The organism is Agrobacterium sp. Ap1, from assembly GCF_017313375.1.
Taxonomy (GTDB): Bacteria; Pseudomonadota; Alphaproteobacteria; order Rhizobiales; family Rhizobiaceae; genus Neorhizobium; species Neorhizobium cellulosilyticum.
In genome coordinates, this window is sequence record NZ_JAFLMY010000030.1 from 17276 (window position 1) to 29550 (window position 12275).

Sequence of the window (12275 nt, forward strand, 5' to 3'; positions counted from 1 at the left end):
AAGAGATACTGGCTTTTAGATCAGCACTCTCCGTCCATCTCGCTTCAATCCGGCAAGCGAAGACAAAATACTCCACTGGTGTTGAAGATGACGACTTTTGCGCCGGCCATGCCTAGCCGTCTGCGCAGTTGCGAAACTGCTACGCAAATCGTCGCGGGTATCTGAAACAAATCTTATGATTGGGATCCGAAATGCAGGTCAAGGCGATCCTTTTCGATATCGATGGCACGCTCGTGGACAGCAACGACCTGCACGTGCTTGCCTGGCGCGAGGCATTTGAGAGCATCGGAATGAACTTCTCAGGGCCGGAAATTCATGCTCAGATCGGCAAGGGCGCCGATATGCTGATACCCGCGCTCGTGCCGGACCTTGATGCCGCAACATGTCAGGAACTGGGAAAGTTGCAGGGCGGGATTTTCCGTCGCAAGTATCGCGCGTCTGTCAAACCGTTCCGGCACGCTTTCGAGCTGCTTGCACATTCCAGTGAATGTCAGCAGCAGGTCGTACTGGCCTCTTCGGCTTCGCAGGATGATCTCAGTCACTATATGGACGAACTGAATATCAGGGAGCTCGTGGCCGCCACGACAAGTGGCGGCGAAGTGGAAAACACCAAACCGTCTCCCGATATCTTTTCGACCGCGCTGGCAAAATTGAAGGGTGTTACGGCCGAGGAAGTGATGGTGGTGGGGATTCTCCCTACGACGTCGAGGCGGCCCGCAAAATTGGCATTTCCACAGTGGCGTTGCGGTCCGGAGGGTTTGCGGATGAGCTCCTGCGGAATGCTGGCGCGATTGCCATTTACGATGACGTCGCTGCGTTGTTGTCGGATTACGCCAACTCCCCACTGGGTCATCATATCGAATGACCGCTCTTCCCCTGTGGGACCGCGAGAAGCACGGTGAGTGAACTATCGGAAGACGAGATTGCTGTGCGCCGCATCCGACGAGCCGAGCGCCGTCAAAAACAGCGCGATGCCAATGTCACGCGCGCAGCCAGAATGCACGAACTTCGCATATCGCGGCCCACGCTCGAACCAGTGGCGTCTGACCCGGTATCCGGATACGTCCATATCGGCTGCTCCGGGTGGTATTACTGGCATTGGAAAGGGGCCATGTATCCCTCCGACGTGCCATCAAGCCAATGGTTTTCGATCTACGAGGGCCGTTTCAAAACGGTCGAGCTGAACGCGCCGTTTTATTCCTGGCCGACAGTGGGTGCGGTTAAGACGTGGATCCGCCAGGCCGATCCGGGATTCGTTTACTCGATCAAGGTCTGTGAGCTCATCACCCACATCAAGCGTTTCGATGAAACGGAAACCTTGATCCAGGATTTTGGTTATATCGCGGATATGCTCGGGCCTCAAATGGGGTGTTTCCTGTTCCAGCTCCCGCCGAGCGTCCGATACTCAGCCGAAACTCTTCACTCGATCCTTTCTCAGCTTGATCCGCGGCGTCGCAATGTCGTGGAATTTCGTCATAAAAGCTGGTGGAATGCGACGGTGTACGAAGCCTTCTCGTCCGCGGGTATAATCTTCTGCTCGTGCAGTGGTCCGAAGTTACCGGACGAACTCGTAAAAACCGCCGATGACATCTATGTCCGCTTTCACGGTGTGAGCCAGTGGTATCGTCACGACTACAGTGATCAAGAGCTGCAGGTCTGGGCCGACCGAATTTTGAGCTCGTCTGCGAAAACCGTCTGGGTGTATTTCAATAATGATCGCGACGGTCATTCCATAAGAAACGCGCAACGACTTGCGGAGATGTTAAACGAGAAAGCAGGATAGAGACGTCAGTCATCGCTGATCGAGGGCAGATGGAGTTCGACCTCGCGGCGCTGCTTCTCCTCCATTGGCTCAACCTTGACATCCAGAATTCCGAAGCCTCCTTGGGTTCGTCCTCCCATAGCCGCGTGTTGACGATGTTGTCGTCGACCTTAGCTCGCCGTTTGCCGCCTAGCCGGAGATATTCCTCGGCCAATTTCAGTGATGGAGTCTTTTCCTCCTCCCCGCCGTCCGCAGTTTCTGGCGCTTCGATAGCTGCAAGAGCGGCGGCGAGCCTGTCGTGTTGTGGTCCCCTCGGCTCTTGCGCCAAGAATGAATCGACAGTGCTTCGTGTTTCATGCCCCCCCGACGCAGGATTACCTCGATGGAGAACAAATGCTGCACTGCTCTGCTCGTTACGTCCGAGGAACCATCGGTCACCGTTGGAACTCGTGGCAAATTCTTTCAGATTGTGCATTGCTATCATCCTTTCACGGAACGTTGAGCTTCAGGCGGCGACGCTGTTGGCGCGCCTTTTTGTTGTGCCCGAGCTTCTTTCAAAGAGATTAGTCGCTGTGTCTTCTCGTCCCACAAGACGAGTTTTACGCAGGCAAGGCTATCACGGAGGGTGATCCGGCCCACATTCGCCAGTTCGGGGTAATCCCGAAGAATTTCGGGCAATCTGTAGAAGGGCACTTTGCTCGACAGATGGTGGATATGATGCATTCCGATGTTTCCGGTGATCCATCGCAGTGGCGCGGGGAGATCGTAGTGTGACGCTCCATGCATAGCTGCGTAAGGGAAATTCCATTCCGGCGGCCTCGACCAGTGTGTATCCTCGAACTGATGCTGAACGTAAAAAAGCCAGACACCTGCGGAACTGGCAATCAACACGATTGGGAGATGAACCAAGAGGAAAGGTACAAGTCCCACCGCCCAGATCAGCACGACAGCGAGCGCTGCAACAGCGGCGTTCGTGGCGAGTGTCGACACCCAGGGAAGGGCGCCTGAGCGCATCAGTCCGAAAGGTAATCTTTGTTTGAACAGAAACAGGAATGCTGGGCCGAGACCAAACATTACGGCAGGATGCCGATAGAGCCGATAAGCGACCTTTCCCCGTGTAGGCAGGGAATGATATTCGCGAACAGTGAGGGTCGTAATATCGCCAACCCCGCGTCCGTCGAGATTGCCGGCCGAGGCGTGGTGCTCGGCGTGGGCTCGACGCCAGTAATCGTAGGGTGTCAACGTCAGGACGCCGATCACTCTTCCGGTCCAGTCGTCCCAGCGACGACGACCGAAGAGGGAGCCATGGCCGCAGTCGTGTTGGAGCATGAATAGCCTCAGCAGAAATGCGGCCGCCGGCACGAGTAGAACCAGGCCTGGCCAGAACTCAAAATGGACGGCAAACCAGGTGCCGAACCAAAGCAGCAGGAACGGTACCCCTGTGATTGCAAGCTCATAGACGCTGCGACCAGCATCTGGCTGTCGATATTTTGCGAGGATCTTCAGCCAAGCTTTTTCGTTTGAGCCTGACTGTAGATCTGATGTGCAAGTCGCACTCATTTATGGATTGCCTCAGTTTGTGGATGAAATTCTGTTCGGCGCGCAACACTTTGGTCGGTGCGGAAGGTGGTCCGGTTTAGCCCAACACGATACGCAACGATGTCAGTGTTACATCTCGTTCGTGTTCGAATGCGGCATGCGCGGAGTGCCGTATCGGCTCGCGACGGTATTGTTGGGGAGGGGCGGGTGCTTTCGCTCCCGCCCATGATAACGGCTAGCCGCGAGAATTCTGCTCGTTCGGCTCTGCGGGATCGTAGTTCAGATCGAAATCCTTCTCGGACTTTTTCCCGGGTGGATCTCGATGAACTGTCGCATCTTCCGAACCCGTGATCACGGTAGGTTTTGCGCTGTGAACACCGGTCGCTTTACGGTCTGCCTGCGAGGGCGCGTACTGGCCCTTGGCATCGTCTTCTGGGTTGCTCATATTTCCATCTCCTCGTTAGAGACGTCGAACATCCCATTGGTTCACGAGTTCCGCGGCTTGAGAAAATATCTTTGCCCGATCGCAGGTCGTGAACTCCGGGGGTCGAAAGCGGATGAACCGTGTCTCGATATCTACCTCAACAGTGTACGCGAAGCGCTCATATCGTTTCGAATGGTTGTTGCCGCAATCGCCGCTTGCCCCATCGCGCTGGCTATCTGATCAAGGCCGGGTACCACATCCCCGGCAGCATAAAGCCCCGCAAGGCGCCATGTGCAGAATCATGCTTCGCATCGAAAGCTGTTATTACACGCCTGCGATGTGACGCTTGTCGTCGGTCCTTAAAATGCCCCTCGTGCCGGAAACCCCGCCAAACCATGACGCGGCAGCACCGAGTGCCAAGGCAAGGAAGCCAAGGATTGCGCCTGTTGCTACCGTCGTGGCAGCGAGATCGGCGGCCTCTGCGGCCTGCTTTTTGGCGGATTCAATGTTGTCGTGGTAGGTCTTCTCATACTGTTCGACTTGCAGTCGGGCCTGATCAACAGGGATGCCTTGGGCGCGTGAGACTGCATCGGCAGCGCGTGTCCGGGCGTCCTCAGCCGCTGCTTCATCTCCCGTCATGGCCGCCCGGACAGCAGCAACTGCTGCGTCTTGCAGGGCCTCGGGATCATTTCCTGTCGATCCGCGGACCTGCCGTTCTATTCCGGCCATCGGATCGGTTGCGCTGGAGATCGCCGGGGCACTTGCTGCCACAGCGGTCGTAGCCGTTTGTCCGGCTCCGCTGATAACGCTCGAAAGCCCTGAAAACGCGCCGCCGATCAAAGCGCCAACTGACGTGGTCAACATGAATAAGACGACTAGCGTGGTCACAGCCCAGGTCGTCAGACCATGCAACCCACCAGTCGGCTTGTCGGGTCGCCCCGATAGCCTGCTGGCGATATAGCCACCGATGAAGGCTGAAACGATCCCCGCAAGCACGAACCAAATGCCCCCTGCTATCGAAAAGTTAGACGCTTCCGGGTTATCGGAGGTGGTCGGGTCGAGTACGCCAGCGCCGATACCAACGCCCAGGAGGTTGAGCAAGAACTGCGCGGCGAGAGCGATCGCAACACCAGCGAGAACCGCTCCCCAGGAAATTTTATAGAACGCTGCGCCAGAGGCGAAGCCGCTATCGCTATCACGGGCTGGAATAGGAACTGTCATAGGAATTCTCCTGGATCGCTATCGATATTCGGAGCTCGCTAACATGCAGCTGAGGAAGGAGTTCCACGCCCATGAAATCAAGTTTGATACTGAGCGAACGCGCTTCGGAAAAAAGTGAGGCCTCCTGGCGGCGGCCTCTGATCAGTGAGGTCAGAACAGTATCTAAGCGACTTTGTTGGCGCCCTTGGGATTGGCTGAGGCCTCCCCCAATTGGGTAAGCAGCTCGTCGGTCTGCAATTCTTCCTGCAGATTGGCATCCAGCAGCGGAACGGCGTCCGCCAGCCCCAGCTGACTGGCCCAGCTTTTCAACGTTCCATAGCGCGCGATTTCGTAGTGCTCGACGGCTTGCGCCGATGCGATCAAGCCCGCGTCAAGGGCGGGCGATCCCATGAATTCTTCCATGATCTCCTCGCCTTCAGCAAGAATGCCCTGGATCGCTTCGCAGGTTTTGCCACGCGCCGGCTTGCCGATCAGCTCAAATACCTGCTGGAGGCGTTCGATCTGACCTTCTGTCTGGTCTTTGTGAGTCAGAAAAGCCTGCTTGCCCTCAGGGGATTGGGCGGCACGTGCCATCTTGGGCAATGCCTTCAAGATCTGCTTCTCGGCAAAATAGATATCCTTGAGCGTATCAAGGAACAGATCGTCCAAAGTCTTCTCTGCCATCATAGGCTCCATAATTGCTAGGGTCGAAAATGCGGCCATCGAACACGTAGCCGCGTAATAAGTTCCACCGCTTTGAGCGCGATTATTTGTTATCGGTCAAACCGTGAACCTTGATCGCATGTGTTCTCAACGTCCCAAGCGTTGCTGTCGCAAAGTTTTTGATAGGACCGTCAGGCCCATCCTTGACGTACGAGGTAAACATCGCGACAGCCTCCTCGTGGGCCGCGACCTGGGTTGCGAGATACGCTTGGTCGAAATCCGCATCTGACGCCACTTCGAGGGCGGCGAGCTTGTCGGTGTTTTCCTTCGTCAGCCCTGTTGGAAGTTCGATTTTCTCGGCCTCGACAGCCGATTTCAAATCCGTAGAAGACTTGGTGTGATCCATCACCATGTCGCGGGCAAACTGTTTGGCGGCATCATCCTTGCCACGCGCAATAGCGACTTTGCCCGCTTCGATTTCGAACATGTCGGCCTGCGCAGCCTTTTGAGCGAACGCTGTGCTCGCAGCGTCCTGAGCATAGGCCGGAAGCATGCTAAAGGTTGCGAAGGAGTAGGTGATGGCGAAAGCAGCTATCATTAGTATACGGGGGTAATGCATCATTCAATCCTTATCAGCAGTGACAGTCGGAACCTGGCACGATGGTTAGTTGAAGTCGGGAGACATCGTGCCTCCGCGGTACTCCACGAGGTTGCTCACAAACCCAATCTCCTTCAGAGCGGCGACGATCTCTCATGACGACTTGGGCTGCCATTTCGCGCCCGAGGCGACCCACTGTTCCTCCACCCCAACGCCGAGACGACGAACAGTCCTTGCGGCGGATACGGCAGGTTCCTTATCTGTTAGAATGGGACCTACCCGAGTTCTAGCCGGTACAGCCCCTTGCGAGGGGCATATGGCGCACCCTAGTTCTGGAACTTTTGTAAATGGCCCCTACGAAGTGCGAGGAACTCTTCCTAGTTCATCCGACAAGCCTAAAGACCGTGGCGGTCTACTGAGAGTTCACGCCGAAAACGATGGTTCCGGCGACATAGTTACGACCGTTTGCCACGCTTGACCGTTCCAGCTGTGCTTGCCGTCACTCAACATCTGCCCAGCGGCTCGAAGCGCTTTGGTGCGCATCTTGTCCGAGTTTGTAAGATCAAAGCCGATTTCATCGACGACCGCTTTGCCGTTGAGAACGTGAAAAAAGTACCGCGGCATATGGCTAGGCTCCCGTGCTGTGGCGGGAGCGCATTGTCTCTCTGTCACGAGCTGGCGAACAAGGTGCGGGTGAGGTGATGATTAGATATGCAAACCCCGGCGATCACCAGCACATATGATAGGTTGGGCAATTATGGATCCATATCATGGGGCGCCACCCATTTGCTCCGTGAGCGCTAGTCGAGCCCGGTTCACCCGGCTTTTAACAGTGCCGACTGGGCATCCACATCTCTTAGCCGCAGCCTCGTAACTGTCGCCGTCCACAAGAACCGCATCGAATGCCCCTCGGTGCTCGGGCGAAAGGCTTGCGATAGCCCTGTTGAATTCTTGCATTCGGATTGACCATTCCTGCGCAGGAGGCACGGATGACTGTAGCGAGACACAATCCTCACGACCGGGCGCTTCTCTCACGCTTCGTTGGTAGCGAGTGCAGAACGAGTTGCGAAGGATCGTAAACAGCCACGATCTGAGGCGGGTGCCCGGCTGGAACTTGTCGAGATTGGCGAGGCCGCGCAGGAGTGTTTCCTGAACGAGATCATCGACGTCGTTGGGATTGTCTGAGAAGCGCTTCGCAAATTTCCGGATTTCAGGAATGAGCCTGATCATGTCGGCGCGAATACCATCGTCGGTATCACGATCCATTGGAACTACCTCGAGGTGTTGCGCCATCCTTGACAGGAAGGGATCCGGGCTGTGCTAGAGCGGATGCGTTTGGTGTGCTCGTGCGATGAGCCTCCCGGCCCTCATCGCGACGTTTGCCTACGAGCCTGCACGTCAGTTCGCTGAGGCGATCAGGGTCTACCAGGGCTCGGACGTAGAAATGCAACACCGCCCTGGCAAGAAATACAGGGTCGACATCCGCGCAAATCGGACGAGTCACGGCCACTCGATACGCGGCCGCCATTGCCCGGATATCCGAGGGGAAAAAACCGTTGGAAATACTTTGGGAACTGTCTGCACTGATCGCTCCTCCTGTTCGGCCTCGCGGTCGTTACAACTCAGCGTATCTTCTCCTATTGGCCGCTCAATCACATATGTTAATGCTTTGTCACTTTATGCTGCGTGAGAAGCGCGGCCATGATCGCAGTGATCGCCTCGTGCTCGCGTGACATGCAGAAGCCGCTCGTTTGTGCCTTCCCTGTCTGCGATCCCGCAAAGATGGCCGGGATTCCCAGCCCATCCAGTTGATCAGTCAGGAGGATAAGCGCGTCAATGTCTAGGTCTAGGTCGATTATCGCGCCCACGACTAAGCCAATCGCTACGCGGGAGATCCGACCTATGGATAGAACGGGTCCAATCAGTTCGACTCCTGCTTCCCTCCACGCATAGACCATTTTGCGGTCGACGAATGTGTGCTGGCCAATTGTTAGGATGAGCAATTTTTCCACAAACTCCGCTTTCTTCGTCTCGAATGCGATGGTTTCGCGGATGTGCATTTTCACCGTGGACTCGGGAATCGTGGATATCTTCCCGGTCGACGAGGTGTCGGTGGTTTGACCCATCTTGTCCAAGTCGAAATCTCTGAACAAGAAATTCAGTAAGAGTTCCCGCTAAATACTTCTTAAGCGCTTCTTCTCCGTCTGGAGATGAGACTGGCGACCCCCTGGCGAGCTTTGACTGGATAAGCAGGCGCGCGTTCGCCGATACGCAATGGTTGACCGCCCTTCCTTTTTCTTTTTGACGCTGGGGAACTCGATCCAGGTCGTATTGTTCGTTGGCGTCATCCAACTAAGAAGGAACGGCACATGTTCATGAGAGTAGACCAGCTGCAGGCCAACCTGCCAGCTCCAAAACGCGCAGACCCAAATGCCGCCGCCGCTCTGCAGGAGCTTCTCGGCGGGAAGTACGGAGAAATGTCGACGCTTGGAAACTACATGTTCCAAAGCTTCAATTTCCGCAGCAAGGAAAAGCTCAAGCCATTCTATAGCCTCGTCGCCAGCATTACGGCGGAGGAGCTTGGCCACGTCGAACTCGTTAGCAATGGCGTTGCCATGCTCAATAATGGTCCAGACATTCCGGGCGGTGACGAAGGCGATGGAGGCGATATCTCAGGCGCTCCGTGGGAAGGGATGAAAGATATTCGCCTCGCTGCGGCGTTCCTGTCTGGTGGCGGCGGTGCGATGCCCGTCAATAGCAACGGCGTTTCATGGAATAACGATTTCATCACAACCACGGGCAACGTGGTGGTCGACCTCCTGCACAACTTTCACCTTGAATGCGGCGCGCGCCTTCACAAGCTACGGGTCTACGAAACACTCTCTGATCCGACCGGTCGTGAAGTCTGCGGCTATCTCCTTGTGCGTGGTTCCGTCCACGCGCACGCATACGCACTGGCGCTTGAAAAGATCACCGGCGTCGACGTCAAGAAATTCCTCCCGACACCGAACATTCCTCTCGATAAAGTTCCCGAGTGCCAGAAATATTTGGATGAGGGTTCTCACCGCCGTCTTTATACGTTCAGCCCAGGCGATTATAAAGAGATGTCAGGAATTTGGGGTAATGGCGAAGTTGCATTGCCTACGGATCCACCAGGTGAGCTCGAGGTCGTCGACGGCATGCCTGAAGGCGGAAAAATCCAGCAGCTAATCGGGGTTCCATCGGCGTTTACGCCTGACTATGCCCCGGAAGAAATGTTCGAGATTGCGGAGAAACTTTACAAAGCATCACGCTAAAGACCGGGGGGCTTAGCCCCCCGTTTCCAAAGCCATTAACGGACCTCGTAAGCATCCGGCGAAGGCCGCCCTCTTGGTCACTGATTTCTCGTTGACTAAACTTTTTATCGACGAATGGAGACAACGGGCAAAATGCGATATGGATTAGCTAGAAGAATGGTTTTCTGCTCGCGATGATAGGTGCGCAATAATCTACAGGACTGGCTCTATTGCGAATATCTGCCCGCGATGCGGCGAATCCGCCCTACGATCTCCAAGCAAAAGGGATTTGGTGCGTTCACAGCAAGAATGGATCAGTGAGGTAGAGCAGCGAGACGTGACATTTAGAGATCATGCTGCTTGAGCGTCTGCGCTGCCGTCGTCCAATTCCAAGGTAGCGGTTTCTCCATCTTGGTGATCGGCGTGTCAGCGATGCAGGCAAGAACGTGGAACAGCCACGCCTACCGATCGATATCGTTGAGCTTTGCTGTCATGATCAATGTGGCCACGAGTGCGGCCCGGTCAGTGCCCCGATCTGATCCAGCGAAGAGCCAAGGACTTCCTGCCGAGTGCGAAGCCTCACAAGGCTCGCTCGGCGGCGTTGTTCGTCAGGCAAATCCGGCCGTCGTCTAGGAACGACGTGAAGCCGTCCCATCGCTTGAGCATGTAATCAACGTCCTATCATCAACGTCCTATAACGCGGCCAGCGATGACGGCGGGGCGGAGCGCTGACCTCTCCCGCAGAGGGGTTAAGCCTTGGGCCTGCTGTTTCGGCAGCCCAAATATTTAGGCGGAATTCGGGAGTCGAAGGCTCGCTCGGGTAATATGGCGAGCCCTTGTCTCCATGGCCCAGGTGAGTGATCAGTAACTTGCCCAAACTGGTGTAGTTCCGTGGGTTACGGAAGAAATGTCCAAGGTTAACCGCCCTGATATGGGTGTAACACTCCGCACCTAGTATTCGACGAGGTTACCTGCTTCCTGTGCAGCCAGAATGAAAGCTATGCGTGCTGATGCTGGTTCCACGACATGATCAAGGCAATCGAGGCAAGCCTTCACTGCCTCGTAGAACCGGTCACCCTCATCCCCTGGCCAATCCGTCAAGAGCGCTAGGGCGGCGTCTTCTACGGAACTGACGATGCTGCCGCGGTTACTATTATACTGAGTCAATTGAAGCGGTTGAAAAGCATGTGAAGCCTCATATTCCAAGAGAGTATCCTTTCAACCAACTCTGATTCGGCAACGACCCACTCGATGATCGAGTGGGGGACTCGCTAACAGACCAAAATGGCCAGAGTTCCACTGGTTAAAAAAGAAATGTTTGAAGTCTCAACGCCCTCGAACTCACTCACCACTTGTTCCCGGCTACTAATCGAAGCCGGTGCTGGGCCGCAAGAAGAAAAAGATAGGCTGAAAGCTCTATGGTTTCCTCAAATATCTGGCCGTAACCGAGATAGGCCTCTAGCGAAAGATTCATGTGGTTCTCAGCCGCGGTCATGAGCAGAACCGCTACGCCAGCCATCGCAACCTCAATTACCGGTAATTGCCGAGACTTCGACGCAAGGAGACCTACCGTCCAGAGTTTAAACCGAACAAAGAGCCCGAATGAAAACAAAAGCAGCAACCCCACGAGGGGAGCGACCAGAGCCTTGTAGGGCAAAACGGCGCTAGTGTAGAAAGGCCCGCTGGCAGCGAATTTGATCGGCGGCAAAAAAACAGCTCCCCAACTGAGTTCTCGGCCCAGGCAAATGAACCACACTGGAGCTGCCGCAAACCATAGATAGCGCCACGGCTCTTTCGCTTGGGTACCGTAGGATATCGCTTGAAGGCCGCCGATCAAAAGAACAAGGTTTTGGGCCATCTCAATTGGGCCGTTTTCATAACTAGTCCAATTGGGTAGGTGAAACGACAGTATGTAGGCAGCAAGGAAAGCCGCCAACGCGACGAGCCTAAAAGCGGTGTGTACAAACATTCAGGATTGTCTCTAGTTGAATCGCGTCCCAGTCTTCTGGTCGGCAGAACAAACCCACCGCCCCGTAGTCGGCCAAGTATAAATCAAATGCTTGATGCACCTGGATCAGGTCGTTTGAGGTAAAAAGACGATCCAGAATCCGGCGATCGCGATCAGGAGCAGTATGAGAAGTACGAGCACGACCAAACCGCGCCCGTACCCCTTTTTAGGTGGGAGGTCGCTATCCATCCCTACGTGCCTGTGCTGATGCCATAGACCGCGATACCAATCCAAATGAGAGCGGCGATGACGGCTAGGACCGCAAGAAGTGTCAACGCAGAGCGGCCGAAAACCGCTTTCTGCCGCTGCTTCGCTACCGGCTCGGTATGATTTTGTAGGCTTGGCTCGTCTTGTGGTCGCATGTTGTTCTCCTGTTCGGAGGCTAACACGACGAACGGCGGATGGTTCCTGTACGGCGTGGAACATTACTCCGCATCAGAGGTTCGCTTTGTGTAGGGTATCAAGGAAACAACCAAAATGATGAAAATTCTTGCGGTAACGGCGCTGTCTATTGGTCTGGCAACGTCAGCGATGGCTCAGAGTTCAAGCGGCGGCAACAATGGTAGCGGAGGCAATAACAGCGGAAGCGGCGGCAACAGCAGTGGGACCAGCAGCGACACCAATTCTTCTGGTGCGAACAATTCTGGTGGAATGAGCAATTCCGGCAATGGTGGCAAGGACATGGGTAGCTCGAACACCAATTGTGGTGCTCCCGGTGGTACGCAGGGCGCGGCACAGTCTGAACAGAACAACAACACCAGCACAAATCCCGGCGCTGGTCAGGCAGGAACTTCCTGCTAACAATG

14 protein-coding genes and 2 pseudogenes are annotated in these 12275 nt (G+C 55.3%); 4 read left to right on the top strand and 12 right to left on the bottom strand.

The features are described 5' to 3' along the window. Positions 1 to 191: 191 nt before the first annotated feature. Both JZX87_RS28010 and JZX87_RS28015 read left to right on the top strand, forming a co-directional pair. The gene (locus JZX87_RS28010; RefSeq protein WP_206829076.1) at positions 192 to 902 is read left to right on the top strand and encodes an HAD family hydrolase; all 711 of its coding nucleotides are present in this window, start codon (positions 192 to 194) and stop codon (positions 900 to 902) included. Then, complete coding sequence (locus tag JZX87_RS28015) at positions 899 to 1783, top strand: DUF72 domain-containing protein (RefSeq protein ID WP_206829077.1); 885 nt, start codon at positions 899 to 901, stop codon at positions 1781 to 1783. The genes JZX87_RS28010 and JZX87_RS28015 overlap by 4 nt, the downstream gene beginning before the upstream one ends. 459 nt (positions 1784 to 2242) lie before the next feature. Here JZX87_RS28015 and JZX87_RS28020 read toward each other — a convergent pair whose 3' ends face one another. The 9 genes and pseudogenes from JZX87_RS28020 to JZX87_RS28050 form a co-directional block, all read right to left on the bottom strand. Beyond that, positions 2243 to 3322, bottom strand: coding sequence for a fatty acid desaturase (locus JZX87_RS28020; protein WP_206829078.1), 1080 nt, complete (start codon positions 3320 to 3322; stop codon positions 2243 to 2245). A gap of 214 nt (positions 3323 to 3536) precedes the next feature. Next, a complete protein-coding gene (locus JZX87_RS28025; protein ID WP_206829079.1) occupies positions 3537 to 3746 on the bottom strand; it encodes a hypothetical protein in 210 nt (69 codons plus the stop codon). Positions 3747 to 3877: 131 nt separating this feature from the next. After that, a pseudogene (locus JZX87_RS31585) lies at positions 3878 to 4003 on the bottom strand (NAD(P)/FAD-dependent oxidoreductase); the annotation flags it as partial. A gap of 46 nt (positions 4004 to 4049) precedes the next feature. Then, entirely contained in the window at positions 4050 to 4946 is an 897-nt protein-coding gene (locus tag JZX87_RS28030; protein WP_206829080.1) for a PhnA-like protein, read from the bottom strand. A gap of 162 nt (positions 4947 to 5108) precedes the next feature. Further along, positions 5109 to 5609, bottom strand: a complete 501-nt coding sequence (locus tag JZX87_RS28035; protein ID WP_206829081.1) for a YciE/YciF ferroxidase family protein — start codon at positions 5607 to 5609, stop codon at positions 5109 to 5111. An 82-nt stretch (positions 5610 to 5691) separates the two neighbouring features. Further along, on the bottom strand, positions 5692 to 6207 hold the full coding sequence (locus JZX87_RS28040; protein ID WP_183686997.1) for a DUF4142 domain-containing protein: 516 nt from the start codon (positions 6205 to 6207) through the stop codon (positions 5692 to 5694). 402 nt (positions 6208 to 6609) lie between these two features. Beyond that, a complete protein-coding gene (locus JZX87_RS32105; RefSeq protein WP_502711347.1) occupies positions 6610 to 6810 on the bottom strand; it encodes a DUF6894 family protein in 201 nt (66 codons plus the stop codon). Between the two features lie 144 nt (positions 6811 to 6954). Further along, positions 6955 to 7452, bottom strand: coding sequence for a sigma-70 family RNA polymerase sigma factor (locus JZX87_RS28045; protein ID WP_148147881.1), 498 nt, complete (start codon positions 7450 to 7452; stop codon positions 6955 to 6957). Positions 7453 to 7847: 395 nt separating this feature from the next. Continuing rightward, positions 7848 to 8321 (bottom strand): hypothetical protein, encoded by a 474-nt coding sequence (locus tag JZX87_RS28050; RefSeq protein ID WP_206829082.1) that lies wholly within the window; start codon positions 8319 to 8321, stop codon positions 7848 to 7850. Between the two features lie 234 nt (positions 8322 to 8555). Between JZX87_RS28050 and JZX87_RS28055 the strand changes: the two genes are divergently transcribed. After that, the gene (locus JZX87_RS28055) at positions 8556 to 9482 is read left to right on the top strand and encodes a manganese catalase family protein (protein WP_206829083.1); all 927 of its coding nucleotides are present in this window, start codon (positions 8556 to 8558) and stop codon (positions 9480 to 9482) included. A 323-nt stretch (positions 9483 to 9805) separates the two neighbouring features. Here JZX87_RS28055 and JZX87_RS28060 read toward each other — a convergent pair. The 3 genes and pseudogenes from JZX87_RS28060 to JZX87_RS28070 all read right to left on the bottom strand — a co-directional run. Then, a pseudogene (locus JZX87_RS28060) lies at positions 9806 to 10136 on the bottom strand (IS66 family transposase); the annotation flags it as partial. A 276-nt stretch (positions 10137 to 10412) separates the two neighbouring features. Next, positions 10413 to 10667 carry a DUF982 domain-containing protein gene (locus JZX87_RS28065; RefSeq protein WP_353654279.1) on the bottom strand — a complete coding sequence of 85 codons (255 nt, stop codon included), beginning with the start codon at positions 10665 to 10667 and terminating at the stop codon, positions 10413 to 10415. A 139-nt stretch (positions 10668 to 10806) separates the two neighbouring features. After that, the gene (locus tag JZX87_RS28070) at positions 10807 to 11430 is read right to left on the bottom strand and encodes a hypothetical protein (protein WP_148147878.1); all 624 of its coding nucleotides are present in this window, start codon (positions 11428 to 11430) and stop codon (positions 10807 to 10809) included. 516 nt (positions 11431 to 11946) lie between these two features. Between JZX87_RS28070 and JZX87_RS28075 the strand changes: the two genes are divergently transcribed. After that, entirely contained in the window at positions 11947 to 12270 is a 324-nt protein-coding gene (locus JZX87_RS28075) for an oxidoreductase (RefSeq protein WP_183687000.1), read from the top strand. Positions 12271 to 12275 lie beyond the last annotated feature (5 nt).